This window comes from Serratia sp. TSA_130.1, assembly GCF_052691795.1.
In genome coordinates this window covers 44,358-71,174 of record NZ_JBQZFS010000003.1, presented here as the reverse complement: position 1 = coordinate 71,174, position 26,817 = coordinate 44,358, and the positions used below count along the sequence as shown (strand labels likewise).

At 60.2% G+C, this 26,817-nt stretch carries 29 protein-coding genes; 12 read left to right on the top strand and 17 right to left on the bottom strand.

Annotated elements, in window-relative coordinates; translation table 11 throughout:
- Positions 1-36: 36 nt before the first annotated feature.
- Complete coding sequence (gene mpl / locus ACUTQY_RS13415) at positions 37-1,416, bottom strand: UDP-N-acetylmuramate:L-alanyl-gamma-D-glutamyl-meso-diaminopimelate ligase (RefSeq protein WP_046688107.1); 1,380 nt, start codon at positions 1,414-1,416, stop codon at positions 37-39.
- 169 nt (positions 1,417-1,585) lie between these two features.
- Between mpl and fbp the strand changes: the two genes are divergently transcribed.
- Positions 1,586-2,590, top strand: a complete 1,005-nt coding sequence (gene fbp, locus ACUTQY_RS13410; protein ID WP_004933587.1) for a class 1 fructose-bisphosphatase — start codon at positions 1,586-1,588, stop codon at positions 2,588-2,590.
- 45 nt (positions 2,591-2,635) lie between these two features.
- On the opposite strand, the gene ACUTQY_RS13405 is transcribed toward fbp, so the two are convergent.
- On the bottom strand, positions 2,636-4,189 hold the full coding sequence (locus ACUTQY_RS13405; protein WP_033651483.1) for a methyl-accepting chemotaxis protein: 1,554 nt from the start codon (positions 4,187-4,189) through the stop codon (positions 2,636-2,638).
- Between the two features lie 260 nt (positions 4,190-4,449).
- Here ACUTQY_RS13405 and ppa point away from each other — a divergent pair, with 260 nt between their 5' ends.
- Positions 4,450-4,980 carry an inorganic diphosphatase gene (gene ppa, locus ACUTQY_RS13400; RefSeq protein ID WP_004933594.1) on the top strand — a complete coding sequence of 177 codons (531 nt, stop codon included), beginning with the start codon at positions 4,450-4,452 and terminating at the stop codon, positions 4,978-4,980.
- A 53-nt stretch (positions 4,981-5,033) separates the two neighbouring features.
- On the opposite strand, the gene ACUTQY_RS13395 is transcribed toward ppa, so the two are convergent.
- Genes ACUTQY_RS13395 through tamA form a run of 3 tightly spaced genes read right to left on the bottom strand, consistent with a single transcriptional unit; the run spans position 5,034 to position 10,917 of the window.
- Positions 5,034-5,381 carry a gamma-glutamylcyclotransferase family protein gene (locus ACUTQY_RS13395; protein WP_025159589.1) on the bottom strand — a complete coding sequence of 116 codons (348 nt, stop codon included), beginning with the start codon at positions 5,379-5,381 and terminating at the stop codon, positions 5,034-5,036.
- A gap of 2 nt (positions 5,382-5,383) precedes the next feature.
- On the bottom strand, positions 5,384-9,202 hold the full coding sequence (gene tamB / locus ACUTQY_RS13390; protein WP_033641644.1) for an autotransporter assembly complex protein TamB: 3,819 nt from the start codon (positions 9,200-9,202) through the stop codon (positions 5,384-5,386).
- Positions 9,199-10,917 carry an autotransporter assembly complex protein TamA gene (tamA, locus tag ACUTQY_RS13385; RefSeq protein ID WP_169539905.1) on the bottom strand — a complete coding sequence of 573 codons (1,719 nt, stop codon included), beginning with the start codon at positions 10,915-10,917 and terminating at the stop codon, positions 9,199-9,201. Before tamA ends, tamB begins: the two co-directional genes overlap by 4 nt.
- A gap of 304 nt (positions 10,918-11,221) precedes the next feature.
- Here tamA and msrA point away from each other — a divergent pair, with 304 nt between their 5' ends.
- Entirely contained in the window at positions 11,222-11,860 is a 639-nt protein-coding gene (msrA, locus tag ACUTQY_RS13380; RefSeq protein ID WP_089195519.1) for a peptide-methionine (S)-S-oxide reductase MsrA, read from the top strand.
- A gap of 180 nt (positions 11,861-12,040) precedes the next feature.
- Complete coding sequence (locus tag ACUTQY_RS13375; RefSeq protein ID WP_033641641.1) at positions 12,041-13,372, top strand: hemolysin family protein; 1,332 nt, start codon at positions 12,041-12,043, stop codon at positions 13,370-13,372.
- 69 nt (positions 13,373-13,441) lie between these two features.
- Here the strand turns inward: ACUTQY_RS13375 and ACUTQY_RS13370 are convergent, their stop codons facing one another.
- Positions 13,442-13,648 carry a DUF1107 domain-containing protein gene (locus ACUTQY_RS13370; protein WP_033641639.1) on the bottom strand — a complete coding sequence of 69 codons (207 nt, stop codon included), beginning with the start codon at positions 13,646-13,648 and terminating at the stop codon, positions 13,442-13,444.
- 330 nt (positions 13,649-13,978) lie between these two features.
- On the opposite strand from ACUTQY_RS13370, the gene ACUTQY_RS13365 reads away from it, so the two are divergent.
- Positions 13,979-14,536, top strand: a complete 558-nt coding sequence (locus ACUTQY_RS13365) for a YtfJ family protein (RefSeq protein WP_025159587.1) — start codon at positions 13,979-13,981, stop codon at positions 14,534-14,536.
- 1 nt (position 14,537) lies between these two features.
- Here ACUTQY_RS13365 and cysQ read toward each other — a convergent pair whose 3' ends face one another.
- A complete protein-coding gene (cysQ, locus tag ACUTQY_RS13360) occupies positions 14,538-15,278 on the bottom strand; it encodes a 3'(2'),5'-bisphosphate nucleotidase CysQ (protein ID WP_033644177.1) in 741 nt (246 codons plus the stop codon).
- Between the two features lie 255 nt (positions 15,279-15,533).
- Here cysQ and ACUTQY_RS13355 point away from each other — a divergent pair, with 255 nt between their 5' ends.
- On the top strand, positions 15,534-17,486 hold the full coding sequence (locus ACUTQY_RS13355; protein WP_046688105.1) for a bifunctional 2',3'-cyclic-nucleotide 2'-phosphodiesterase/3'-nucleotidase: 1,953 nt from the start codon (positions 15,534-15,536) through the stop codon (positions 17,484-17,486).
- Between the two features lie 113 nt (positions 17,487-17,599).
- Entirely contained in the window at positions 17,600-18,265 is a 666-nt protein-coding gene (gene ytfE / locus ACUTQY_RS13350; RefSeq protein ID WP_033641636.1) for an iron-sulfur cluster repair protein YtfE, read from the top strand.
- Between the two features lie 43 nt (positions 18,266-18,308).
- Here ytfE and fklB read toward each other — a convergent pair whose 3' ends face one another.
- Positions 18,309-18,929 carry an FKBP-type peptidyl-prolyl cis-trans isomerase gene (gene fklB, locus ACUTQY_RS13345; RefSeq protein ID WP_004933618.1) on the bottom strand — a complete coding sequence of 207 codons (621 nt, stop codon included), beginning with the start codon at positions 18,927-18,929 and terminating at the stop codon, positions 18,309-18,311.
- A 267-nt stretch (positions 18,930-19,196) separates the two neighbouring features.
- Here fklB and ACUTQY_RS13340 point away from each other — a divergent pair, with 267 nt between their 5' ends.
- Positions 19,197-19,871 carry an OapA family protein gene (locus ACUTQY_RS13340; protein WP_046688104.1) on the top strand — a complete coding sequence of 225 codons (675 nt, stop codon included), beginning with the start codon at positions 19,197-19,199 and terminating at the stop codon, positions 19,869-19,871.
- A gap of 3 nt (positions 19,872-19,874) precedes the next feature.
- Here ACUTQY_RS13340 and ACUTQY_RS13335 read toward each other — a convergent pair whose 3' ends face one another.
- From ACUTQY_RS13335 to rpsF, 5 genes are all read right to left on the bottom strand, one after another.
- A complete protein-coding gene (locus ACUTQY_RS13335) occupies positions 19,875-20,228 on the bottom strand; it encodes a DUF488 domain-containing protein (RefSeq protein ID WP_042783523.1) in 354 nt (117 codons plus the stop codon).
- Positions 20,229-20,340: 112 nt separating this feature from the next.
- Positions 20,341-20,793, bottom strand: a complete 453-nt coding sequence (rplI, locus tag ACUTQY_RS13330; protein ID WP_004933629.1) for a 50S ribosomal protein L9 — start codon at positions 20,791-20,793, stop codon at positions 20,341-20,343.
- Positions 20,794-20,832: 39 nt separating this feature from the next.
- Complete coding sequence (gene rpsR, locus ACUTQY_RS13325; protein WP_000135199.1) at positions 20,833-21,060, bottom strand: 30S ribosomal protein S18; 228 nt, start codon at positions 21,058-21,060, stop codon at positions 20,833-20,835.
- A gap of 4 nt (positions 21,061-21,064) precedes the next feature.
- Positions 21,065-21,382, bottom strand: coding sequence for a primosomal replication protein N (gene priB, locus ACUTQY_RS13320; protein ID WP_049233092.1), 318 nt, complete (start codon positions 21,380-21,382; stop codon positions 21,065-21,067).
- An 8-nt stretch (positions 21,383-21,390) separates the two neighbouring features.
- Positions 21,391-21,789 (bottom strand): 30S ribosomal protein S6, encoded by a 399-nt coding sequence (gene rpsF, locus ACUTQY_RS13315; RefSeq protein ID WP_004933634.1) that lies wholly within the window; start codon positions 21,787-21,789, stop codon positions 21,391-21,393.
- A gap of 236 nt (positions 21,790-22,025) precedes the next feature.
- Here rpsF and ACUTQY_RS13310 point away from each other — a divergent pair, with 236 nt between their 5' ends.
- Together ACUTQY_RS13310 and ACUTQY_RS13305 are read left to right on the top strand one after the other, a co-directional pair.
- Positions 22,026-22,232: a hypothetical protein gene (locus ACUTQY_RS13310; protein WP_127897167.1), complete on the top strand. Its 207-nt coding sequence runs from the start codon at positions 22,026-22,028 to the stop codon at positions 22,230-22,232.
- Between the two features lie 10 nt (positions 22,233-22,242).
- Positions 22,243-22,509 (top strand): YdgH/BhsA/McbA family protein, encoded by a 267-nt coding sequence (locus ACUTQY_RS13305; protein WP_033638913.1) that lies wholly within the window; start codon positions 22,243-22,245, stop codon positions 22,507-22,509.
- Positions 22,510-22,608: 99 nt separating this feature from the next.
- Here the strand turns inward: ACUTQY_RS13305 and ACUTQY_RS13300 are convergent, their stop codons facing one another.
- Both ACUTQY_RS13300 and yjfP read right to left on the bottom strand, forming a co-directional pair.
- Entirely contained in the window at positions 22,609-22,983 is a 375-nt protein-coding gene (locus tag ACUTQY_RS13300) for a hypothetical protein (protein ID WP_033641632.1), read from the bottom strand.
- Between the two features lie 124 nt (positions 22,984-23,107).
- Positions 23,108-23,860, bottom strand: a complete 753-nt coding sequence (gene yjfP, locus ACUTQY_RS13295) for an esterase (RefSeq protein ID WP_046688103.1) — start codon at positions 23,858-23,860, stop codon at positions 23,108-23,110.
- Between the two features lie 127 nt (positions 23,861-23,987).
- Between yjfP and bsmA the strand changes: the two genes are divergently transcribed.
- Together bsmA and ACUTQY_RS13285 are read left to right on the top strand one after the other, a co-directional pair.
- The gene (bsmA, locus tag ACUTQY_RS13290) at positions 23,988-24,296 is read left to right on the top strand and encodes a biofilm peroxide resistance protein BsmA (RefSeq protein ID WP_046688102.1); all 309 of its coding nucleotides are present in this window, start codon (positions 23,988-23,990) and stop codon (positions 24,294-24,296) included.
- A gap of 123 nt (positions 24,297-24,419) precedes the next feature.
- Positions 24,420-24,695 (top strand): YdgH/BhsA/McbA family protein, encoded by a 276-nt coding sequence (locus ACUTQY_RS13285; protein ID WP_025305027.1) that lies wholly within the window; start codon positions 24,420-24,422, stop codon positions 24,693-24,695.
- On the opposite strand, the gene ACUTQY_RS13280 is transcribed toward ACUTQY_RS13285, so the two are convergent.
- Together ACUTQY_RS13280 and ACUTQY_RS13275 are read right to left on the bottom strand one after the other, a co-directional pair.
- Positions 24,692-25,090 carry a DUF350 domain-containing protein gene (locus ACUTQY_RS13280; RefSeq protein WP_015376394.1) on the bottom strand — a complete coding sequence of 133 codons (399 nt, stop codon included), beginning with the start codon at positions 25,088-25,090 and terminating at the stop codon, positions 24,692-24,694. The two genes, ACUTQY_RS13285 and ACUTQY_RS13280, sit on opposite strands and share 4 nt — an antisense overlap.
- A 66-nt stretch (positions 25,091-25,156) precedes the next feature.
- Positions 25,157-26,785 (bottom strand): isovaleryl-CoA dehydrogenase, encoded by a 1,629-nt coding sequence (locus tag ACUTQY_RS13275; protein ID WP_046688101.1) that lies wholly within the window; start codon positions 26,783-26,785, stop codon positions 25,157-25,159.
- Between the last annotated feature and the right edge of the window lie 32 nt (positions 26,786-26,817).

The following is a 26,817-nucleotide window of genomic DNA, read 5'->3' as shown; positions in this document are numbered from 1 at the left end:
AATGCGGCCCTTAGGTTGGCTTATGCGGCTGAACAATCAGTAGGTCACCTTCGGTTCCTGCTTTTTCGCCAACGCGTCCAACAGGCGATCGTGAATGCCGCCGAAACCGCCGTTGCTCATCACCAGAATGTGGTCGCCCGGCTGTGCGGTTTTCACCACCATCTCCACCAGCGTGTCGAGATCCGCGCTCCAGTGCGCCGGCTGCACGCAGGCATCCGCCACTTCCGCAACCTGCCACGGAATGTGATGCGGCTGGAACAGGAACACTTCATCGGCACGGCCGAGCGAAGGCGCCAGATCGTTTTTGCTGATGCCCATTTTCATGGTGTTGGATCGCGGCTCCAGCACCGCCAGAATGCGCGCCGTGCCGCCTACCTTGCCGCGCAGCGCGGCCAGAGTGGCCAGGATCGCCGTCGGGTGGTGCGCGAAATCGTCGTAGACCGTGACGCCGTTGGCTTCGCCACGCAGCTCCAGGCGGCGACGGGCGTTGATGAAGTCGCCCAAGGCGCGGCAGGCGTCCGCCGGCTGCACGCCAACGTGACGGGTCGCCGCGATGGCCATCAGGCCGTTATGCATGTTGTGCTCGCCCACCAGCGCCCAGTTCACTTCGCCGACCTGCACGCCGTCGAGGAACACCGCGTAATGACTGGCGTCCGGCGTCAGCTTCTGCGCGCGCCAGGTGCCCTCTTCGCCCACCAGCTCCTGTTCGCTCCAGCAGCCCATCGCCATCACCTGCTTCAGGTGGCTGTCGTTGTCCGGCAGGATGATCTTGCCTTTGCCCGGCACCAGGCGCACCAGGTGGTGGAATTGTTTCTGAATGGCTTTCAGATCGTCGAAGATATCGGCGTGGTCGAACTCCAGGTTGTTCATGATCAGCGTGCGCGGGCTGTAGTGCACGAACTTGGAGCGCTTGTCGAAGAACGCGCAGTCATACTCGTCGGCCTCGATCACGAAGAACGGGCTGCCGCCGAGGCGAGCCGAGACGTCGAAGTTGCCCGGCACGCCGCCGATGACGAAGCCCGGCTGGTAGCCGCAGGCTTCGAGGATCCAGGTCGCCATGCCGGCGGTGGTGGTTTTGCCGTGGGTGCCGGCGACCGCCAGTACCCAGCGATCGCGCAACACGGCGTCGTGCAGCCACTGCGGGCCGGAAACGTAAGGGATACCACGCTCCAGCACCGCCTCCACGCACGGGTTGCCGCGCGTCATGGCGTTGCCGATGATCACCAGATCCGGCGCCGGATCCAGCTGGGCCGGATCATAACCCTGAATAAGATCGATCCCCTGGTTCTCCAGCAGCGTGCTCATCGGCGGATAGACGTTGGCGTCCGAACCGGTGACGTCATGCCCCAGTGAGCGCGCCAGCATCGCCAGCCCGCCCATAAAGGTGCCACAGATCCCAAGAATGTGAATGCGCATAGGTTTCTCATGTGAGTGCATCGAATGTTGGCATATTCTAACGCTCAGAATCGTCCAGAAGAAATGGATTTGCCTATGAATGGCGCGCATCTTTGGGCTACACTGCTCGCGAAAACGTTGGCGGTTTGTTAACAGGCCGCTATCCATCCGTAGATTCAGGGATTGTGTCATGAAAACGTTAGGCGAATTTATCGTCGAGAAACAGCACGACTTCTCGCACGCCACCGGCGAGCTGACCGCGTTACTTTCTGCCATTAAACTGGGCGCCAAAATCATTCACCGCGACATCAACAAGGCCGGCCTGGTTGATATTCTGGGGACCAGCGGGGTGTCCAACGTACAGGGCGAAGTTCAGATGAAACTGGACCTGTACGCGAACGAAAAACTGAAAGCGGCGTTGAAAGCGCGTGGTGAAGTTGCGGGTATCGCTTCCGAAGAAGAAGATGAAATCGTGATATTCGACGGCGAGCGAGCTGAAAATGCCAAGTATGTCGTATTGATGGATCCGTTGGACGGTTCGTCCAACATCGATGTCAACGTCTCGGTCGGTACGATTTTCTCTATCTATCGTCGCATCACGCCGGTCGGCACGCCGGTGACCGAAGAAGACTTCCTGCAGCCGGGCAGCGCCCAGGTCGCAGCGGGTTACGTGGTTTACGGTTCGTCCACCATGCTGGTGTACACCACCGGTTACGGCGTCCACGCCTTCACGTACGATCCGTCTCTGGGCGTGTTCTGTCTCTCTCACGAGAAAGTGCGTTTCCCGGCGAGCGGCAACATGTATTCCATCAACGAAGGCAACTACATCAAGTTCCCTCTCGGCGTGAAGAAATACATCAAGTACTGCCAGGAGCAGGATGAAGCGACACAGCGCCCTTACACCTCGCGCTACATCGGTTCTCTGGTGGCGGACTTCCACCGCAACCTGCTGAAAGGCGGCATCTACATCTACCCAAGCACCGCCAGCCACCCGCAAGGCAAGCTGCGCCTGCTGTACGAATGCAACCCGATGGCGTTCCTGGCCGAACAGGCCGGCGGCAAGGCCAGCGACGGCAAAAACCGCATTCTGGACATCACGCCGGTGAAACTGCACCAGCGCGCGCCATTCTTCGTCGGCACCAAGTCGATGGTGGAAGACGCAGAACGCTTCATCGCCGAAAACCCGGACGAGTAACGCGTTCTTTGCCAGGGTTCGGCGCCTTGCCGAACCCTTATTGCCTTACAGCTTGAACGCCGCCATGCTCTGCGCCAGCAGCTGAGCCTGATCTTCCAGCGAGCGCGTCGCCGCCGCAGACTCCTCCACCAGCGCCGCATTCTGTTGCGCCACCTGATCCATCTGCGCCACCGCCAGGTTCACCTGTTCGATACCGCTGCTTTGTTCGCGCGTCGCCGCCGAGATCTCACGCATCAACGCCGTCACCCGGCCCACTTCACCGGTGATGCCGCTCATGGTCTGCGCCGCCGACTCCACCATCTGTTCGCCTTCCTGCACCCGGTTTTGCGACGCTTCGATCAGCCCTTTGATCTCTTTCGCCGACTGGGCGCTGCGCTGCGCCAGGTTGCGCACTTCACCGGCCACCACCGCGAAACCGCGGCCCTGTTCGCCGGCGCGCGCGGCTTCCACCGCCGCGTTCAGCGCCAGGATGTTGGTCTGGAAGGCGATGCCGTCCATCACGCTGATGATATCGGCGATGCGGCGCGAGCTGTCGGTGATCGCCTGCATCTTGCTCATCACCTGGCTGACCACCTCACTGCCCTGGTTGGCGATATCGGACACGCTCAGCGCCAGCTGGTTGGCCTGTTCACAGTTCTCGGCGTTCATTTTCACCGTCGAGGTCAGCTGTTCCATGCTGGCGGCGGTCTCTTCCAGCGACGCGGCCGATTCTTCGGTGCGCTGCGCCAGATGCAGGTTGCCGGCCGCCAGTTCGCGCGAACCGGTGTCGATCTGGCTGCTGGCGTCGCGCACTTTGCTGACCGAACTGGCCAGCGCCTGCTGCATGCGCTGCATCGCCCGCACCAGGCGCCCCATCTCGGTATCGCCCTCGCCGCGGATCTCGTGGGTCAGATCGCCGCCGGCGATGTGTTCCAGCTGCGCGATGGACTCATCCAGCGGACGCAAAATGATCACGCGCAGCGCGAACCAGGCCAGCAACGCCAACAGCACGCTGAGCAGGCCCGCCACCACGATCAGCGAGATCTTGGTGCTGGCGTTGCTTTCCGCCTCATACACCTGCTTCTCGCCGAGCTTCATGGCGAAGCTGCGGAAATCGGTGAGATCCTTTTCAAACGCGATGCTCAAGGCGGAAATGCGCGTCTCCTGGATATGGTAATACTCATCGATCTTGCCGGCCTTGATGGCGGCGGCCATCGGCTTCACGCCCTGCTCCAGATAGGCGCGATAGCTGTTTTGCAGGCGGCTGGAGAGTTCGCGGCCGCGCTCGGTCACGGTGCCGACGCCGACAAAGCGCGCCATTTCCTTGTTCGACTGCTCGAGGTAGCCGTAGATGCGGCCCACGGTGGCGTCGGAGACATCAGTCTGGCCGATCTCCCGTTGGCGCACCGCCAGCGAGGCGGCGGTTCGGGCGCGCAGCGTCAGGTTGGAGCTGTTGGCCAGCGAGCCCAGCTCTTCGCCGAGGATCTGGTTTAAGGTATGGATCGAGCGCGATCCTTCGTTAATCGCGTTGACGCCAATAACGCTGACCATGATCAGCAGCATGGTCATCAGGCTCAGCAGGGCGATCAGCCCAGCCTTCACCGTAATCTTTTTTAGCATGAGTTCTTCCCGGCTTCAGAATAGTGAGATCAGACGTAGTAGGGGTGGCAAAACGCGGAGCCAGCTTTGCTGGCTCATTATTGTTTGTTGAAGTTATCGGCAGGCGGAGGCAAAACTTCATGCCGCGGCGGGATTAATCTGGAAATTATCCCTGCGTCGGCGCGCGGGGTTTTCGACGATGAAAAGGGCAGGAAATCGCAAAAGAGTCCGCTATAATAGCCGCCACTCCATTTCTGGTTTGATGATTAAAGGAAACCGACATGAGCTTGAATCTGGTCCCTGCTGGCAAAGACCTGCCGGAAGACATCTACGTAGTAATCGAAATCCCGGCCAACGCCGATCCAATCAAATACGAAATCGACAAAGAAACCGGCGCGCTGTTCGTTGACCGTTTCATGTCCACCGCGATGTTCTACCCGTGCAACTACGGCTACATCAACCACACCCTGTCTCTGGACGGTGACCCGGTTGACGTGCTGGTTCCAACCCCATACCCGCTGCAGCCGGGCTCCGTGATCCGCTGCCGTCCGGTTGGCGTGCTGAAAATGACCGACGAAGCCGGTGAAGACGCCAAGCTGGTTGCGGTGCCGCACAGCAAGCTGACCAAAGAGTACGATCACGTGAAAGACGTGAACGACCTGCCGGAACTGCTGAAAGCCCAGATCGCTCACTTCTTCGAGCACTACAAAGATCTGGAAAAAGGCAAATGGGTGAAAGTGGAAGGCTGGGCAGACGCTGCTGCGGCTAAAGCGGAAATCATCGCCTCCTTCGAACGCGCTGCCAAGAAGTAATTCCAGCCGCCGTCCGATGAAAAAACACCGCTCATTGAGCGGTGTTTTTTTTCTTACTGTTCTTCGAGACGCTTCAGCCAGTCACCGCTGGTAATTCGCGGGTAACCGTCCACGCTGTGTTTGTACAGGTAGATCCACGCACTCCCATAAGGCGTCTGAATCAGCTCGCGCTTATAGTCCTTGGTGTTGCTTTTCAGTTCGTCCAGCTCTGCCAGAATCGATGAGTTAATACGATACACCTCGCAATGTATCGTGCCCTCTCCAGGGATCGCCGCCGGGTAATGGCCCAGATTGTAAATCTGATAGCCTTCGAGCTCGTGCTCGCCGAGCCATTGGGCGTTGGTCATCCAATGGCTGTTTCCCTGTTTGCGTCGTAAACTGCCGTAGACAATTATTCGCATCGCTAAAACTCAAACTGATAGAGCAAATCTAATGCCTGGTCGAGACCAGACACCGCTTCAAGATACAACTTAGGCATCAGGCGATAACGCAACGTCAGCGTGGCCAGCGAGTCGAAAATGCCCACCCCATATTTTACTTGTAAGCCTGGGAGGACATAGCCGCTCACGACAACCTGGGAATTGTCGCCAACCCCTTGAGTGTCCAGAGCCAAATTACTCACGCCGAATGCCTCGCCGATTTTACCCACAAGTTGACCACTTTGTGCAACCCCCATGCCGATTAACATCGACGTCATGGCGTTGCCGTCGGCGCCTGAGCTGTTCAAGCCCTGGCCGCGCAGCAGATAAGACAGGGCTTCCTGTTGCGATTTGGCCGGATCGGAGAACACTTCCAGCTTCGGCGCATCCGCCAGGCCGGTCACGCGCACGCCGGCGGTCACGTCGTCCTCGGTGGATTCCGGGTTGCGGATCGCTTCGATATTGAGCAGCGGCTGATCCGGCGGGCCGGAGAACATCAGCTGCCCTTTACGCACGATCAAATCCTGACCATAAGCATGGAAGCGACCGGAAGGGATGTCAATCTGGCCGTTGAGGCCCAGCCCTTTCTTGTCCTGCACCACTTTCAAATCACCCTTCAAGCGGGCTTTGAGGCCGAAGGCGTCCAGCCGCACGTCATTGCCGACGTGGATCATCAGGTTGCTGTTGATCGGAATCGAGGCGGTCTTCGGTTGAATCGGCTTCAGCTGGTCGTCCAGCATCACTTCGTCGGAAGAGACGCCCACCGCGCTTTCCGGCAGCTCCTGCACCGTGATGCGCGCCCAAGGGATGTCGACCTTGCCGTTGAGCGAGAACAGCTGCGGCGTGGCTTCGAACACCAGATCCGGCGACACGTCGATGCGGATCATCGGCGGCACCGTCACCCGCAGCTTGTCGCCCTTGGCGGCAATGCGCGCACGCCAGGCGTTGATGTCACGCCAGTCGGCATCGCCCGCCAGATTCAGCTGGCCGCGCGTGGTGCTGAGCAGCCCTTCCAGCGTCGAGGTCATGCCATTGAAATTCACCGCCAGCCGCGCGTCGGTCATATCGAACGGCATCCAGTGGCCCTGCACCTTCGCCCGATCCAACGCCAGACGCCCGAACACCAGCGGCTTCTGCGCGCTGCCGCCCAGACGCAGGTTGGCGTTCAGCATGCCCGCCGCGCTTTCGCCCTTCATCAGCGCTGGGTTGATCAGCGCCAACGAAATGTTGGTGATATTGACGTTGCCGCTGATGGTGCGCCGCACCTGCGGATCCGCCACCTGGATATTGCCGTCGAACTGGCCGTTGTTGGTCAGTTTGATCCGCCAGTCGGCCTGCGCGCGGCCGTTGTTCAGACCGGCGTTGAGGGTCAGCGTATCGAAGGCGATCGGCAGCGCGTTGCCCTGCACCTGCTGCACCACCTTGACGCCGTTGCCGGCCAACGTGACCTTCGCCTCCGGCAGCGCGCCGCCCGGTTTCCAGCTGACGTCGGCCCGGCCGGTGAACACGCCGCTCAGGGCGGTCTCCGGGCCGAGGAACGGCTTGATCATCGCCAGATCGAACCGGTTGAGCACCACGCTGGCCTGGCCGCTCTGGCCGGCTTCGATGGTCTTCGGCACGCACAGCTCGGCATTCGGGTTCTGCCAACAGTGCGGCCCGATGCTGATTTTCTGCGCGGTGTTCAGGTAGTCCAGCGCGATGGCGCGCGTCAGGCGCCACTCCCCCACCGGCGTATCGAAGCGGGTATTGTTCAGATTGCCGCGCCAGCGCTGCTGCTGACGATCGAAGCTGCCCTGCAGCGCCAGCTGGCCGGAGACCGGCTTACCGTCGATCTTCAACTGCAGCTGATGCTGCTTCTCGCTGCCTTTGGCGTCCAGGGTCAGCAGGCTGACTTCCAGCGCGTCCTGCTTCAGCTGCTCGACGCGAACCGCCAACTGCCCCTGGATCTGATCCGTGGAGCGCACGTCACCGTCGATCTTCACCCGGTTGATGCGCAGCGCCTGCCACTGCAAACCGGAGGCGGTCAAATCCGCCAGCAGCTGAGGCGCCTGCAGATTGCCGCGCAGCTTCAGCAGCCCTTTGGCGGTGCCGCCCAGGCCCGGCAGCGCGCCGTCCAGACGCGGCGCGTCGATGTTGGCGTCCAGGTTCCAGCTCTTCTCGTCCAGCTGTCCTTTGACGTTCAGCTGGTTGCGCCCCAACGTCAGATCGATGCCGGGGATTTTCCACTGCCCGGCGGCGTTGCCGCTCAGCGTGCCGCGCGCCGTGACCTTGTTCTGCTTCACGTTGCCGTCCAGCTGCAGCACCGGCACCTGCAGCTGCCAGCTGCCGCCGTGCAGGCTGCCGCGCGTGGTGATCTTGCCGTCGAGTTTCGCCGGCCATTCCGGCCACTGCTTGGCGGTATTGATGCCGCTCAGCGTCAATTGCGAGTTCCAGCTGATGGCCTTGCTCCAGTCCACCAGCGCGGTGAGATCGGTATTACCCTGCAGCGCCGCCAGCCGCAGGCGCTCCAGCTTGAACTGCTCGACGTTGCCTTTGCCGTCCAGCGTCAGCACCGCCGGCGGCAGATCCTGACCTTTCAGATTGGCGCGCGTCGACAACGCATAGTCGGTCGCCTTGCCGTTAAAGCGCAGGCGGAAATCGTTAACCTGGTACTGCGCCTCGCCGCTCAGCGGCCATTTCAGCTGTTTGCTCTGCAGCGTCAGCGCCAGCGGCAGGCCGGCTTCGGCCAGCCGGGTTTGCACATCAAGCTGGGCACCGACCGGGCCGGACAGGTTCAGCGCGACCTTCAGCTCATCACGCAACCCGCCGCCGATGTTCAGCTTCACCTTCTCGCCCTTCAACGGGTCGATGTTCAACGCGCTGTTGGCGGTCAGGGCCACCGGCCAATCGCCGGTCAGGGTCGCCTGCCCCTGCACCGACAGCGTACCCTGCGGCGACTTCACGTCGAAGTTGTCCAGCTGGATATGCTGATCCTGCGTGCTGGCCTGCAGCAACAGACTCGTGATCAGCACGTCGGTATCGCCGGTCAAGCGCAGCTGTTCGCCGCTGATCTCTTTCACGGTGATATCCAGCGGCAGGCGGATGTCCGGCAGATCCGGCAACAGCGGTTTGGCGAACAGTTCCTTCAGCGTTTCGCCAAGCGGCTTCTCTTCCGGCTGCGGCGCCGGTTTCGCCGCGTCGGTAACCTGCTCACCGACCTTTTTCGCCACCTCGACCGCCGGTTGCACCGCTTCCGGCAACGGATTTTGCGGCGTTTTCGGCAAGGCGATCAGCAACGAGCCGATCTTGGTCGGCATCAGCGTCAGCGCACGCTCTTGCCACTGTGCGCCGGTGCGGAACTCGGCCAGAGAAATGGCGGTGTCGTCGACGGTGACCTTGACGTTGTTCAGCGCCAACAGGCGCAGGGTGATCGGATAAGGCGTACTGAGATTGGTGGTCGGCTCGCTGCTCTCCTCCACCGGCGCGGAGGGCGCCATCTCTTTGGTGTTCACCGCCACGTCCACGTCCTGAGCAGTCAAGGCGTTGACGCACAGCGAGCTGCGTTTAAAGCAGGAGAGATCGAGGGACAGATGGAATTGCCCGGCGTTGACCGTCACGCCCGGCATCTGATACTTCACGCCCTTCAGCGTCAGATCGCGCCAGCCGCCGCTGACGCCGGCGATCTCCAGCCCCGGCACCCAGCGCGCCGCGCCGTTGATGACCATATGCAAACCGGTGGTGGTCCCCACCAGAAAGGCCAGTCCGCCGATCAGCAGCAGCAGAACGACCAGAAATCCGAGACAAATCTTTTTAACCAGGCTCATAGTTCAGGCCCCAAACCGATGTAGAACTGCATCCCGTGAGTGTCCTTGTCTCCCACGGGCGCGGCGATATCCAGCTTCACCGGCCCCACCGGCGACTGCCAGCGCACGCCTACGCCGGCGCCGGTCTTGAAGTTGCTCTGCTTGATATCGTTCACCGCTTCACCGGAATCGACGAACATCGCCCCCCACCATTTGCCGGTCACGTTGTATTGATACTCCAGCGAGCCGGTCAGCATCTTGGAGGCGCCGGTCAGCTTGCCGTCGTCGCCGCGCGGAGAAATGTCTTTGTACTTGTAGCCGCGAATGCTGCGGTCACCGCCGGCGAAGAAGCGCAAATCCGGCGGCACCTTGTCGAAGTCGTTGGTTTCTATCCATCCCACCTGCCCGCGCGCCACGAAACGATGCTTGTCGGCGAGCGTGCGGATCCAGACGTTCTGCGCCTGCATCAGCGCGAAGTCCACGCCCGAGCCCCAGGTGGTGTCGGATACGTCGATGGAGTAGCGCTGGCTGTCGCCCCAGGTCGGCATCAGGCCGCCGCGCGAGCGGGTGCGGTTGAAGCTGACGCCGGGGTACAGCAGCATGGTGGTGTTGCTGACGTTGCCCTGGGTAAAGTTATCCCAGCGCCAGGTCAGGTTGATCGCCCGCTGCCAGCCGCTGGAGAGATCCCAGTTGCGCGAAGCCACCACTTTGGAGGTCACGGATTTGGTGTCGTTAAGGTCGACGTTCTTGAGCCCGCCCTGCAGCAGGTAATACTGCTCCAGCGGATTCTTCAGCAGCGGGATCTTATAGGTCAGATCCAGCTGCTGCTCCGGCGCCGACACGCTGGCGCTGGTTTCCAGGCTGTGGCCGCGATCGTTGAGCCAGGGCTTTTTCCAGGTGCCTTTCACCCGCGGGCCGACGTCGGTGGAGTAACCGATACCGGTTTCGATGGTATTGCGCGTACGCGGCGTTACCAGCGCGTCCAACGGCAAAATCTTGTTCTCTTTGGCATCGTTGAAATCAGGGGACACCACCACCGAGTTGAACCAGTTGGTGGCGGACAAACGGCGGTTCAGCTCGGCCAAATCCTCCGAACTGTAGTAATCCCCCTGATGAAAGGGCACCAGATTTTGCAGATAGTCTTCGCGGATTTGCGAACCGGTGAATTTCACCTTGCCGAAGCGGTAACGTTCGCCGCTGTTGAAATCGATATCCCAAAACGCCTTGTGCAGATCTTCTGCCACGCCGAGTTGGCTTTTGGTCATATCGGCGTCGAAGTAACCCTTGCGCAGCGCCAGGCCGGTCAGCGAGCCTTTGAAACTGTCATACTTGCCGTGGTTGAGGATCTCGCCGATGGTCGGCCGATCCTTCTTTACCAGCGCCAGGTAGTCCTCATCGGTCTTCGCACCGCCTTCCAGCACGATGTTGGCGCCGGCGATGCGCACCGGTTCGCCCGGATTGACCTTGGCATGCAGCACCGGACGCGACATCCCCGGCCGATCGTCCAGCGTAAACTCGATGGTCGGCTGGTAATAGCCGAGCGCGCGCAGCCCCTGGCGCACCGCCTCATCCACCCGTGCGCGGAAGCGACCGTCGGTGCCGACCTCTTCAGGCGTGATCGACGACAGCCGCACCCGGACGTTTTTTTCCAACTCTCCGCTTAACCCCTCCACCTGCAGCCGCACGTTGGCCGCATAGGCTGCAGGTGCCGCAAGCAACACAGATATCAAGCACATGACCGGGTACTTTGGCACGTGTTCTCCTTATTGATTTTACTTTCCTGTTATGGTGTTCGCTCCGGGGCCAGGGCAGACTCCGCGCTATCATGACGGCAGCCCTCTTCAACCTTCTTCCGGACGCCGCCCGCCGCGCTTTGCCGCCGCGCAACAGGCGAATTCTTCACTTTTGGCGCTCAAAATACTGCGTTAAGCTTATACAAAATCCCACTTGCCGCTTATTGTGGGCAAAGACGCGGTGAGATACAACCGAACCGCCGCCATGTAGGGTCAATTCTTACTGTGACAACAGGAGTCAACCGTGGTGCCATTTTTTGATAAATCACAAACCGTCGATAAGGCAAGCGCGCTGCCTGGCCGCACCACGCCAATGCCTGTCGCAACGCTCAACGTCGTCACCGAACACTCGATGACTCAGGTGCCGGCCGGCATGGAAGTGGCGATCTTCGCCATGGGCTGTTTCTGGGGCGTTGAGCGTCTGTTCTGGCAACAGCCGGGCGTCTACAGCACCGCCGCCGGCTACAGCGGCGGCTACACGCCGAACCCGACCTACCGCGAAGTGTGCAGCGGCCAGACCGGCCACGCCGAAGTGGTGCGCGTGGTGTTCGATCCGCAGGTCGTCAGCTACAAGCAGCTGCTGCAGGTGTTCTGGGAAAATCACGATCCGGCGCAGGGCATGCGCCAGGGCGGCGACGTCGGCACGCAGTACCGCTCGGCGATTTACACGCTGAGCCCAGAGCAGCAGGCCGAGGCGGAAAGCAGCCTGCAACGCTTCCAGCAGGCGATGGCGGCGGCGGGCGACAAGCGCGTCATCACCACCGAGATCGCGCCGGCGCTGCCGTTCTATTATGCGGAAGACGATCACCAGCAGTACCTGTTCAAAAACCCGGAAGGTTACTGCGGGCTGGGCGGCATCGGCGTTTGCCTGCCGCCGCAGGGCTGATCCGATGCCGGCCGGCGGCACTTTTTTAACCGCTGGCGGCCCCTGTGGGGCAACTGCTATACTGTACGGGCCGCTTCTGCGGCCCGATAGCTTCTCTTCTGGTTGTTATCGCTGCTTTTTTTACTATGTACTACCCTTCCTCAAGAGCGCCGGCATCCCGTCGGCACGTATGGATAGATTATGTTAAACAGTATTTTACTGATTCTTTTTCTGATCGCGGTGAGTGCGTTTTTCTCACTGTCGGAAATCTCTCTGGCCGCCTCGCGCAAGATCAAACTGAAGCTGATGGCGGACGAAGGCAACATCAACGCCGCCAGAGTGCTTAAACTGCAAGAAACCCCAGGCATCTTCTTCACCGTGGTGCAGATCGGCCTGAACGCCGTGGCCATCCTCGGCGGTATCGTCGGCGACGCGGCGTTTTCCGGCACCTTCCAACAGTTCTTTATTCGCTTCCTGTCGCCCGAACTGGCGGAACAGGTCAGCTTCATCTGCTCCTTCGTGCTGGTGACCAGCCTGTTTATCCTGTTCGCCGATTTGACCCCGAAGCGCATCGGTATGATTGCACCAGAGACGGTCGCCGTCCGGATCATCAACCCGATGCGTTTCTCCATCATGATCTTCCGCCCGCTGGTGTGGTTCTTCAACGGCATGGCCAACCTGATCTTCCGCATGTTCAAGCTGCCGATGGTGCGTAAAGACGACATCACCTCCGATGACATCTACGCGGTGGTAGAAGCCGGCGCCCTGGCGGGCGTGCTGCGCAAGCAGGAGCACGAGCTGATTGAAAACGTGTTCGAACTGGAATCGCGCACCGTGCCGTCTTCGATGACCTCGCGCGAAAGCGTGGTGTACTTCGATCTGCGCGAAAGCGAAGAGAGCATCAAGGAGAAGGTCTCGACCCATCCGCACTCCAAGTTCCTGGTGTGCGACGGCCATATCGATCAGGTGGTGGGTTACGTCGATTCCAAAGACCTGCTGAACCGCGTGCTGGGCAACCAGAGCCTGGTGCTGAGCAGCGGCGTGCAGATCCGCTCGGCGCTGATCGTGCCGGACACGTTGACGCTGTCCGAAGCGCTGGAAAGCTTCAAAACCGCCGGCGAAGACTTCGCGGTGATCCTCAATGAATATGCGTTGGTGGTGGGCATCATCACCCTTAACGACGTGATGACCACGCTGATGGGCGATCTGGTCGGCCAGGGCCAGGAAGAGCAGATCGTGGCGCGCGACGAAAGCTCATGGCTGATTGAAGGCGGCACGCCGATCGACGACGTGATGCGCGTGCTGGATATCGACGAGTTCCCGCAGGCGGGCAACTACGAAACCATTGGCGGCTTTATGATGTACATGCTGCGCAAGATCCCGAAACGCACCGACTTCGTCAAATACGCCGGCTACAAGTTCGAAGTGGTGGATATCGACAGCTACAAGATAGATCAGCTGCTGGTCACCCGACTGAGCGACAAACCGGCGGCGGTGCTGCCGAAAGCGCCGGACGACACGCCTGCGGCCTGACGGCGCGAAGGACAAAAACATCAGCGGCCCCATCGGGGCCGCATTTTTTTACCGCTGTCAGCGCCGTGTTCAGCCGACCTCGGCCTGCAGCAGCAGCACCTGGCGGTTCACTTCGGACATCACGCTGAAATGGCGCTTGTCGCGAATCTTCGGCGGCAGGATTTTCCCCTCGTCGAATTCAAATGCGCCCACGTCCTTGATATACAGCCTTCCGCGAAACAGGGTCTTAACGTACTTCGCCACTTTCAAAGGGTTATAACGCTGGAAGATTCTCATTCTTTTACGCTCCTCCCGTTGATCCATGCGCTCAGCGAGCCGCCAAAGGTGGCAGCCTCGAAATTCAGAACGCAACTTGATTGCATGTAGTAGACCCAGTAAAGACCAGATCGTTCACTTCCGCCCGGTGATCTGCACTGGATTTACACTTTTTGACAGAATTGTATATGATGATTTATAACGTTTTCAGGATATCCCTTCAAAATCTGATGATTAGCGAACCAAGGGAAAAACTGCGATCCGGTTAACAGGACAGACCTCTTATCACATCCTATGCTTTAGGCTGTCGAAGTGCTGTCGCACAAATTCCCCCATTTACAAGGAGAAAGCATGAAAACAAGTCGCATGCTGATGGTATCCCTGCTGCTCGCCCCGCTTTTCGCTTCCGCGCACAACTTCCAGCTCCAGCAGCGCGTGGCGCCGGTTGGCGTCAGCGATAAAGGAGAGCTCAATTACGCTGACGGTAATTTTAGCTACCAGAATTGGAACAGCGCGCAGCTCAGTGGAAAAGTGCGGGTGATACAGCACATTGCCGGTCGCAGCTCCGCCAAAGACATGAACGACCCACTGATTGAAGCGATTAAGAAGGCGAAACTACCACACGATCGTTACCAAACGACGACAATCGTCAACACCGACGATGCCCTGATGGGCACCGCCATGTTCGTGCGCAGCAGCATCGAAGACAGCAAGAAAGAGTTCCCGTGGTCGCAGTTTATCGTCGACAGCGACGGCAACGTGCGCAAAGCCTGGGATCTGCAGCCGAAAGGTTCCGCCATCGTGGTGCTGGATAAGCAAGGGCGCATTCAGTTCGCCAAAGACGGCGCGCTGACGCCGGAAGAGGTGCAGCAGGTGATGTCCAAGCTGCACCAGCTGTTGGCGAACTGACTCAGAACAGCGAAACCCGGAAGCCGGGGTTGAGGAAAGATTCACGCGGGGTATAGAGCAACGGCTTGCCCTGCCAATCGTGAATTTGCGCCCCGGCGGCCACCGCCACCGCGTGTCCTGCGGCGGTATCCCAAATATTGGTTGGCCCGAAGCGCGGATAGAGCTGCGCCTTGCCTTCCGCCACCAGGCAGAACTTCAGTGAGGAACCGACGGACACGGTCTGGTGCTCGCCCAGCTGCTGCAGATAGTCTTTCAATTCGTCGTCGATATGCGAGCGGCTCACCACCACCAGCGGCGGATGCGCGTTGCTGACGCCGATCGCCTGCCGCACGCCCTTCTCTTCTTTCCAGGCCTTGCCGCGCTCCGCCAGATACAACACGTCGATCGCCGGGGCGTACACCACGCCCATCACCGCCTGCCCGTCTTCAATCAGGGCGATATTGACCGTGAACTCGCCATTGCGATGCAAGAACTCTTTGGTGCCGTCCAGCGGATCGACCAGCCAGTAGCGCGTCCAGTTGCGGCGCTCTTCCCACGCCGGCGGATCCTCTTCCGACAGCAGCGGCACCTCCGGCGTCAGGGCCGCCAGGCCGCGCTTGATGATGTGATGCGCCGCCAGATCGGCCGCCGTCACCGGTGAGTCATCTTTTTTCTGTGCGACATCAAGCGGTTGTTCACCGTCGTACACCGCCATGATCGCCGCCCCCGCCTCGCGGGACAGTTGGCAAATTCGCTCTAACATCATGCACCTCAACTCTGCATCTCCGTGGGAAATTTCCCTCTGTCTCTGCTAGCAGACTAGTTTTTTTTACGCCGAATATCCATCTCAACCGGCTAAGCCGCGGGAATTCCTCAGATCTTGTTGGGCACAACTGTGAACTTCCCCGCGTTACCCGCCGCCGTTTTCTGCCACACTTCACAGTTTACTGTGGCAAGCAATGTTAATTACATTTCCCTCTGCGATAACACTCGAATAATGGAATGGAGAGAACCCCAAATGATGAAGCATCCACTGACGCTGTCCGCGCTTGCGCTGCTGGTGTGCGCCTCGGCGCAGGCGGCCACCGTCGATCTGCGCGTGCTGGAAACCACCGATCTGCACAGCAACATGATGGACTTCGATTACTACAAGGACACGCCGACCGACAAGTTCGGCCTGGTGCGCACCGCCAGCCTGATCCAACAGGCGCGCCAGCAGGCCGCCAACGCGGTGTTGGTGGATAACGGCGACATCATTCAGGGCAGCCCGCTCGGCGATTACATGGCGGCCAAAGGGCTGAAACCGGGCGACGTGCACCCGGTCTATAAGGCGATGAACACGCTGGACTATGTGGTCGGCAACATCGGCAACCATGAGTTCAACTACGGGCTGGACTACCTGAAGAACGCCATCGCCGGCGCCAAATTCCCGTACATCAACGCCAACGTCATCGACGCCAAAACGCAAAAACCGCTGTTCACGCCGTACATCATCGTCGATACCCCGGTGAAGGATCGCGATGGCAAGGCGCATACGCTGCGCATCGGCTACATCGGCTTCGTGCCGCCGCAGATCCTGGTGTGGGACAAAGCCAACCTGCAGGGCAAAGTGACGGTGGACGACATCACCGCCACCGCCAAGCGCTACGTGCCGCAGATGCGTAAACAGGGCGCCGATCTGGTGGTGGCGATCCCGCATTCCGGGTTGTCCAGCGAGCCTTACAAGGCGATGGCGGAAAACTCGGTCTATTACCTCAGCCAGGTGCCCGGCATCGACGCCATCATGTTCGGCCACGCCCACGCGGTGTTCCCGAGCAAGGACTTCGCCAACATCAAAGGCGCGGATATCGACAAAGGCCTGCTGAATGGCGTACCGGCGGTGATGCCGGGCCAATGGGGCGACCATCTCGGCGTGGTCGATCTGCAGCTCAACAACGATGGCGGCAGTTGGAAAGTGACCGCCGCCAAAGCGGAAGCGCGGCCGATCTACGACAAAGAGAACAAGAAATCGCTGGCGGCGGAAGATGCCGCGCTGGTGAAGGTGTTGGCGGACGATCACAAAGGCACGCGCGAGTTCGTCAGCCAGCCGATCGGTAAATCCGACGGCAACATGTACAGCTACCTGGCGCTGGTGCAGGACGATCCGACGGTGCAGATCGTCAACAATGCGCAGAAGGCCTACGTCGAACATTACATCCAGGGCGACCCGGACCTGGCCGATCTGCCGGTGCTGTCCGCGGCGGCCCCGTTCAAGGTCGGCGGCCGCAAGAACGACCCCGCCAGCTTCGTCGAAGTGGAAAAAGGCCAGCTCACCTTCCGCAACGCCGCCGATCTCTATCTCTATCCCAATACGCTGGTAGTGGTGAAGGCCAGCGGCAAAGAGGTGAAAGAGTGGCTGGAGTGCTCCGCCGGCCAGTTCAACCAGATCGACGTCAACAGCGCCAAGCCGCAAGGCTTGATCAACTGGGACGGCTTCCGCACCTATAACTTCGACGTGATCGACGGCGTCAACTACCAGATCGACGTCAGCCAACCGGCGCGCTACGACGGCGAATGCCAGCTGATCAACGCTAAGGCGGAGCGCATCAAGCAGCTGACCTTCAACGGCAAGCCGATCGATCCGAACGCCACCTTCCTAGTTGCCACCAACAACTACCGCGCCTACGGCGGCAAGTTTGCCGGCACCGGCGACAAACATATTGCCTTCGCTTCGCCGGATGAAAACCGCTCGGTGCTGGCGGCCTACATCACCGCCGAAACCCAGCGGCATGGCGCGGTGCGCCCGCAGGCGGACAACAATTGGCGTTTGGCTAACTTCAGCAGCAAGCAGCCGCTGGATATCCGCTTCGAGACCTCGCCTTCGGACAAAGCGACGAAGTTTATCAAAGAGCACGCCCAATACCCGATGAGCGCCGCAGACAGCGACAGCATCGGCTTCGCGGTTTATCGCATCGATTTAAGCGCGAAATAATCGCCAGGCCGGGGCAATCCCCCGGCCATCTCCTCTATTTTCCCGCTGGCGCGCCCATTAAATTGCATTTAAAATGCATGTTATAAAATTCCTTCGTTTAAAGAGGCACTACCATGGATTACCGCAATCAATCCCTTGGCGCGCTCGCTATCGCCATTCCCCGGGCATCCCGCCTGTTTCGCCAGCATCAGCTGGATTTCTGCTGCGGCGGCAGGCAATCGCTGGCACGCGCCGCCGAGCGCAAAGGGCTGGATATCGACAGACTGGAAAACGAACTGGCCGCCCTGGCCGCCACGCCGGCGCACAGTCGGGACTGGCGCACGGCGCCGCTCGGTGAGGTGATCGATTACATTCTGCCGCGCTTTCATCAGCGGCACCGCGAGCAGTTGTCCGAACTGGTGCTAATGGCGGAAAAAGTCGAACGCGTGCATGGCGACAAACCCACCTGCCCGCGCGGACTGGCGAAGCAGCTGAACCTGATCCGTCTGGATCTGGAGGATCACATGATGAAAGAGGAGCAGATCCTGTTCCCGCTGATCAAACAGGGCATGGGGCCGCAGGCCGCCGGACCGATCTCGGTGATGGAACACGAGCATGACGAGGCGGGTGAGCAATTGGAGGTGGTGAAATTCCTCACCGATAACGTGACGCCGCCGGAGGGCGCCTGTACCACCTGGCGAGCGCTGTATAACGGCATCGATGAGTTCATCGGCGATCTGATGGAGCACATCAGCCTGGAAAACAATCTGCTGTTCCCGCGCGCGCTGAGCGGCGCATAAAACAAGGGCGCCATAAAGGCGCCCAGAGCAATCCTCGGTAGGATTACAGGATTTCCAGCAGCTCGACGTCGAACACCAGCGCGCTGAACGGCGGGATGGACGCGCCTGCGCCACGTTCGCCGTAGGCCAGGTTGTGCGGGATATACAGCTGCCATTTGGAACCGACCGGCATCAGGGTCAGCGCTTCGATCCAGCCTGGGATCACGCCGCTGACCGGGAATTCTGCCGGCTGGCCGCGCTCGACCGAGCTGTCGAACACGTCACCGTTGATCAGACGACCGGTGTAGTGCACACGAACGCGATCCTGACGGGACGGGATTGGGCCGTTGCCCTGCTCCAGTACGGAGAACTGCAGGCCTGACTCGGTCAGCGTCACGTCGTCGCGCTTGGCGTTGTCGTCCAGGAATTTCTGGCCTTCAACGGCCATCGCCTGCTGGCGCTCGCGGCGCACCGCATCCGCACGCTCGTGGATTTCACGCAGCGCACGGTGCACCACGTCTACCGGAACCGCCGGGGCATTCCCTTCCAGCGCGTCGCGCAGACCCGCCAGCAAAGCTTCCGGTTGCAAACCTTCCAGCCCGGACTCTTGCAGCTGCTGGCCGACCTGTAAACCAATCCCGTAACTTGCTTGCGCTTCAACGCTGTCAAAAGAAGGGGTTGTCATGGGGTTTTCCTTAAGTCTGTAAAAAGTCGAAAGCGCAGCATAACAGCGCGTCAATGCCGGGTAAAATCTTGTGTGGAGAATGATGACTTTTGTCGTAGAAAAAGAAACAATAACCTTCTGTTAACGCCCGCAGCCGCAAACCCCGGCCCTGCCGCTCAGCCGCCTTTCACTTCAATCAGTTAGCGGACTATACTGAAAGCAGGATATCGGGCAGGCGACGCGCTTGCCGCGCCGCGCTTATTATTACGCCGTCGAAGAGAGGTCACCATGGGCAGAATCGCGCCCAGGAAAAGGAAAACCACCCGCATCTACCAGCCGCTGCTGCGCACCTGGCTGAACATCAGCCAGCGCCTGAAACCCGGCGCCGCACCCACGCAGGAAGACGCGGAGTCGCCATCGGAACCGCCGTCGGCCAACGACAAGATGCAGCGGGTCAAAGCGCTGCTGGCCAAAGTCTGGCATCTGCCGGACGGTTTCCATTGGATGGAACCACTGCCCTACTTTCACCGCCGCTGGGTGCTGATCTTCGGCATCATTCTGCTGCTGGCGTTGCTGTGGCCCTACTCGCCCGAAAGACAGCCGTTCCCGGTCTCTCAGCAGGAAACCAGCGTGCCGCTGCAGGCTGAGCTGCAAAACGGCGGTGGCGCCGCCACGCCGGCCAACGAACCGACGCCGGCGGGCAACTGGCAGCGTTATCAGATCCAGCCCGGCCAGACGCTGGCCCAGCTGTTTCGCGACAACAATCTGCCGGTGAATGAGGTGTTCGCCATGGCGCAGGTGGAAGGCGGCGACAAACCGCTGAGCAACATGAAAGCCGGTCAGGAAGTGCGCATCGAACGCGACGCCAACGGCGTGATTAACGCGCTGTCGGTCACCACCGTGGACAACAGCCAGGCGCTGTTCCGCCGCCAGGCCGACGGCAGCTACCGCCGGGAACGCTAATCGCTAAAGCTGCGCCAGCAAAAACTCGCGCAGCACCACGCCCTGGTTGTGCTCGGTATCTTTGCTCCCATACAGCAGCGTCAGCGCCTCCCCCTGCCGCAACAGCGCCACCAGCGGCTGCCAGGCGTCGTTGGCCGCCAGCTGTTGGCGGTAACGCGCCTCGAAGGCTTCCCACTGGTCGGTATGCTGATGGAACCACTTGCGCAGCTCGTCATCCGGCGCCACCTGTTTCAACCACTGCACGCCCGCCAGCCTCTCCTTGCTGATGCCGCGCGGCCATAGCCTGTCTATCAGATAGCAATGCGCCGGCGCCGGCGCGCTGAAATCGTAAACCCGCTGTAGCGTAATCGTTGCCATCACACGCTCTCCCTTTTCATCCCGTCTTCTAGCGTAGCGCGTTTTGCCGGGCGCAGAAAAGCAAAACGCCAGCGCGAGGCTGGCGTTTTAACCGGGTTAACAGCAGCGTAAATTACGCTTCTGCAACCACAACTACATTCAGCTGTGCGAACACGTCGCTGTGTACCTGGAAGTGCACTTCGTGCTCGCCAGTGGTACGCAGAACACCGTTCGGCAGACGAACTTCGCTCTTGGCAACTTCAACGCCTGCCGCAGTCACTGCGTCAGCGATGTCGCGGGTGCCGATAGAGCCGAACAGTTTACCTTCGTCGCCAGATTTGGAAGCGATGGTCACTGAACCCAGTTCGTTGATCTTGGTTGCGCGAGCTTCAGCAGCAGCCAGAACGTCAGCCAGTTTGGCTTCCAGTTCAGCACGGCGTGCTTCGAAGAACTCAACGTTTTTCTTGGTAGCAGGAACAGCTTTGCCCTGTGGTACCAGGAAGTTACGAGCGTAGCCCGCTTTAACGTTAACTTGATCACCCAGGCTGCCCAGGTTTGCTACTTTATCAAGCAGAATAACTTGCATTACCTTATCCTCTCAAAGTCGTTAATGGACAGTGGCCGATTACTGATGACGATCAGTGTACGGCAACAAAGACAGGTAGCGCGCGCGCTTGATAGCACGGGCCAGCTGGCGCTGATATTTTGCACGAGTACCGGTGATACGGCTCGGTACAATTTTACCACTTTCGGTGATGTAGTTTTTCAGCGTAGCGATGTCTTTATAGTCAATCTCTTGAACGCCTTCCGCGGTGAAACGGCAGAACTTGCGACGACGGAAATAACGTGCCATTTGGCTAGTCTCCAGAATCTATCAATTCAATCTGCTCGGCATGCAGAACCAATTTGCTCAGCCCGTTGCGCCCTTGATGGCAGCTTACAAAGCCTTGCACGGTAATCTGACTGCCGACCGTTAATCTTTGAGTTAGTGCTTGTGACTGTTGTCCGCTGACAACCACGGGCATTCGGCACCATGCTTGTCTGCTGAATCCGGCTTCCATCTGCTGCGAACGGTGCTCTAGCACAAATTGGCAGTGCGGTATCCCGGAAGGACTCACTTTTCGAACCGGCGCCTTGCACACAGTGCCCGACAAAACCAGACGATTAGCCGTCACGGCGGCAATTACTCTTCAGAATCCCCAGCATCTGCATCATCTGCGGTTTCGTTAGCGAAGTCTTCGCGGCGATCGCCACGACGTTCGTCTTTCGCTTTAACCATCGGAGATGCTTCAGTTACCGCGTGCTTAACGCGCATAACCATGCTGCGGATAACGGCGTCGTTGAAGCGGAAGTTAGTTTCCAGCTCATCGATCGCTTCCTGCGGCGCTTCAACGTTCAGCAGAACGTAGTGAGCTTTGTGCAGTTTGTTGATCGGATAAGCCAGCTGACGGCGGCCCCAGTCTTCCAGACGGTGAATCTGACCTTGCGCGTTAGTGATGGTAGCACTGTAACGCTCGATCATGCCCGGAACCTGTTCGCTTTGGTCAGGATGGACCATAAAAACGATTTCGTAATGACGCATCGAATTGCTCCTTACGGATTATTCAGCCTCCTGTCAGGGTCAACCGCGGCCCATGGAAGCAAGGAACGTGTTTAGTGTGCGGCTGAAAAATGACGCGTAATCATACTGACGCAGGGCGGGAAACTCAAGGACTGCGTGGGTTTTATTCGCGTTATTGAGAGGGGGTATGGGAAATAGCACGATTTGCTGGCGGGGAAACCTATGTACGCCAATCCATCAGTTTCAAAAATCTTTCAATGAAATCAGCGCTGAGTCACAAATCTATTTCATTTTTTTTGAAAGAGGCCATCAAAACGCCCCGCTTTTTAATCCGCCGCAACCGACTAAAATTAACCTTATCCGCCGCAGACAGCGCGACGAAAAAGATTCCAGGTTATTCAATGCAGATAAATGACTTTTTGCCGCAGCGACACTCGCTGTCAGGCCGTAACGGCAAAAAGTAAGAGAGGCACTATGAAACGCATCATTCTCGCGACGGCGCTTGCCGCCCTGTTCTCCGCCAACGTGATGGCCGCGACGGAGATCTCCTCGCACCAGGCCGATCAACGCCAGAGCGTTGGCTTCGTCACCCTGAACCAGAACGTGGTCTCGCCGGATGACGCCAGCAGCCAGGTCAGTAAAATCGCCGATCAACGCGGTGCAAGCTCTTATCGCATCATCGCCCTGCACGAACCGGGCGACAACAGCACGATGCACGTCAGCGCCGAGCTGTACCGTTAAAAAGACGCGCCACGCCAGGGAAATCCCCAGGGCTTCATCAGAAAGCCCGTTCAGTCCGCATCGGAGCGCCGCCTGTCGGGCGCTCCACTTCCTCACCCATCACAGTTTGAGCAACGTCGGCGCGCTGAACGCTTTGCCCGGATTGTGCAATTGCAGCGCCATCCGCAGATAGTTTGTCCGTGCCTGCAGCAGTTCGGCGCTTTCCTCCAGCGTCGCCCGCTGCTCGAAGGAGAGCGAGCCGGCCTTCGCGGTTTGCGCGGCCGCCGCTTTCGGCGCGGAGGCGAACAGCGCCGTCATGTTTTGCACCGTATGCGCGGTGATGCGCGACAGCGGATTTGCCTTGTTTTGCCGCGCCTTGCCGTCGGCTGCCCCCAGCATCTCACTGAAGGCCATTGAGTTAAGATCGGCGCGCGCTTTCATCGTTCCCGCCAGCCCGCGCGCTGTCTCGGCCGTATTGCTGATACCCTTTATCATGCTCTCCGCTCCTTGCCGCCCCTGAAAGAATTCACGCTGACATTCTCCTCCGCCATGCGTCAAACAATGACCGAAACAGCCTACAGAGAGCACCGCAATTCCACGCATCGCGCCCGGAGGCGCATTACAATTCGCGGCGAAAGAAATCGGTGGTGGCGGACAGCGCCAGCGGCGTGATGCGATGCTTCACGCCCGGCTCGACGAGCGATGTCAAACGGCCGTCCGCACCTTGCTGCCGCAGTTCAGCCGCCAAACGCAGGCTGTCCGCCGCCGGCACCACGTCGTCCGTCTCGCCGTGCCACAGCAGCAGCGGCCGCCCTGCAATCTGCGCCAAACGTCCTTCCAGCTCATACTCCGCCAGCACGGCGGTGCGCGCCGCAAACGCCGCCGGCGAGAGCGCCTCGCCCGTCTCGCCCAACGGCGGATACAGCGTTTGCGCCAGCGCACGGTAATAGCCGGAACCCATCAGGCTGGCGGCCGCACGGATCCACGGAAAGCGCGCGAAGGCGCCAAGCGCGGTCATGCCGCCCATTGAGGCGCCGGCGACGCCGATGCGGCCGTCGGCGATCAGGCCAAGCCGCTCAAAATGCGCGTTGATCTGCGGCAATTCATCGATATTGCTGCGCAGGATCTCCCAGAATGACGCCAGGCGCCGCGCCTCATCGCCGTCGAATCGCTCGCCGTGCCGATCGGCATCCGGCAACACCGCCCGAAAACCGGCGCGCGCCAGCGCATAGGCGAAATAAGCGTACACCTCTTTCGACGAGGTATAGCCATGGCAGAAGAACACCGTCGGCAGCGGCCGATGATACTGCCCCGCCGGCACCGCATGGATCACCTCGATATCGCCAACCCGCTCGTCATGAATTTCGATCATCCGTTCATCCTCAACTCACCTGTTGGCATTCATCATGACAAACTTGCGCGAAGCAGCGTTAGCTCAATCTGTTACAGCTTATATTGCGTTACACTGAAGCCATCGCACCGGCGCTTACGAGGTCACCATGACGATTGCCCGCACACTCATTACCCTGACGCTGGCCGCACAGCTTTCCGCCTGCGGCATCATGACCACCACGCCGAAACCGCCGCCGCCCCCCACCGCTCAGGCGCAGGAGATCGTCCGCGCGCAGACCGCCGAGCTGGTGAAAATGGGCACCGTCACCGCCGTGGTGCGCGGCAGCCCGATGGACGTGGAAGCGGAGATCCAACGCAAGGCCACCGCCGCCGGCGCCCGTTATTACATGATCATCATGAACAGCGAAACCGTCGTGCCGGGCCAATGGTATTCCCAGGCGATCCTGTATCGCTAAGGCGGGGATTTTTTAAGCAGCTTTACACTGGCTTTGCACTGGCTGAAGAAGGGTGTTGCACACTGAGGGACAGCATGCCGCATGTTGCGGGTGTCGATTCAGGATCTGACGAAGGGGAACGCCATGAAACGCTCCACCGCACTCACCTCCCTCTTGCTTTCCATGGGATTGCTCAGCACCGGCGCACAGTCCGCCGAGCTGGCGCCCGCCGATCGCGTGACGCCGCTCAGTGAAATCGCCGAGATCACCTTCAACGATTTGCCCGGCTCACCGCAGGAGGCGGAACTGGCCATCGCCCGCACCGCCGACCAACACGGAGCCAGCTATTACCGCATCCTGCGGATGGAAGAGCAGGCGCACCCGCTTGGCTGGCGCGCCTCGGCCATCTTATACCTTTAGTAGCTCATGCAAGCCGCATTCAACACGCCGCCGCTGACGGAGACGCCCCCCAGGAAAATCCCGGCGGCCAGGTGGTTCGCTTCGATCTTGTCGCTGATGCGTGGCATGTAGATCTTCACGGCCGCGAACAGCAGCAGTTGCACCACCAGCGCCACTACGCCCCACAGCAGGTAATCCAGCAGGCTGATCGAGTTGATCGCCGCGCTGGCCAGCGGGATCACATATCCCAGGCAAGCGCCGATAAAAGCGAAGGCGGCGGATTGATTATCGGCCTTGATCAGCGCCCATTCGTCGTGCGGAGTGATGCGGGTATAGACGAACAGAAACACCAAAATCATGGCGAAACCGCTGAAGAAATAAGAGGCGAACGCCGCCAACGCGCTGAGAATATCCATGTGCATTTTCCTGTCAGAGTGAGGCTGAATTAAAAAGGTTTTCGCCGCCGCGCGCCACCCTTTTCCCTAACCGCCGATAGCGCGGTTGAGCAGCAGTTCGCACGCCTCGGCCGACAGCAGGCTCTCGCCGCGGTGATCCAGCGTCAGGTGGCACCAGGCGTCGGCTATCTGCGGGCTGGCATGCTGCAGCAGCTGCGCGGCGCAGCACAGGTCGAACAGCTGCTGGGTCAGCAGCCGCCCCATCTCTTCACGCGGTTGCCGGGCACGCTGCTGCCACTGCCGCCAGGCGTGATCGAACAAGCGATTTTGGCCGCGCACCGGCTGCAGCTCGAACTGCAGCATTTCGAGCGCGCCCGGCAGCTTGTGCAGGCTGCGCAACACGTCCAGACACATGATGTTGCCGGAACCTTCCCAGATGCTGTTGACCGGCATCTCGCGATACAGGCGCGGCAGTTCGCTCTCTTCGCAGTAGCCGATACCGCCCAGCACCTCCATCGCCTCGGCGATGAACGGCATGCCCTGGCGACAGATGCTGTATTTGGCCGCCGGGGTCAGCAGGCGGCTGTAGATCAGTTCGCCCTCATTGCTGCGGCTTTCCCAGGCGCGGGCCAGCCGGAACAGCAACGCGGTATGCCCTTCCAGCCGCAGCGCCATGCGCGCCAGAACCTGGCGCATCAGCGGCTGTTCGATCAGGAGCTTGCCGAACGCCTGCCGCTGCAGCGCATGATACAGCGCCACCGACAGCCCGCGGCGCATCAGGCCGTGGCTGCCCAGCGAACAGTCGAAACGGGTCAGGCCGCCCATCTTCAGGATATGCCGCACCCCGTCGCCCTCATCGCCCAGCAGCCAGGCAGTGGCGTCCTGAAACTCCACCTCGCTGCTGGCGTTGGAGCGGTTGCCCAGCTTGTCTTTCAACCGCTCAAGGCGAATGGCGTTGCGGCTGCCGTCCGGCAAAATGCGCGGCAGGAAGAAACAGGACAGCCCGCCTTCGGCCTGCGCCAGCACCAGGTGCGCATCGCTTTGCGGCACCGAGAAGAACCACTTATGCCCCACCAACCGGTAGGCTTCGCCCGGCCCGCGCGCGCCGAGCGGCGTGGCGGTGGTGGTATTGCTCAAGACATCGGAGCCGCCCTGTTTCTCCGTCATGCCCATGCCGATCAGCAGGCCGCGCTTTTGCCCGCCCGGCAGCAGATGAGCGTCATAACGATCCGACAGCAGCGGCGTCAGCCAGGCGCGAAACTCGGCCGGTAACGCCTGCAGCAGCAGCGGCGTGGCGCCGAAGGTCATGGTCACCGGGCAGAGCGTGCCGGCCTCGACCTGCGCATGCAGCATAAAGCGCGCGGCGCGCGCCACGAAGGAACCGATGCGCGCATCCTCTTGCCAGGGCAGGTTGTGCACCCGGTTGGCGATCAGCCCCTGCATCAGGATATGCCAGGCCGGGTGAAAGCGAACGTCGTCCAGCCGCTGGCCGGTGGCGTCGTAGCGCAGCAGCTCCGGCGGGTTGGCGTTGGCCAGCCGCCCCAACTCCAGCGACTCCTGCGTGCCGAGCTGCTGGCCCAGCGAAGCCAATACCTCGGCGTCCCAACCGCCTTGCTCGCGCTGCAACGCTTCGCGCAGCGGCGTATCGGAGAGAAACAGGTTGCTGTTGCCCAGCGGCTTGGGTTGGTTAAAAACGGTGTGCGTAGTCCAGACCATGAGAGTGCTCCCTGAAAAAAGCGTCAGGAGTA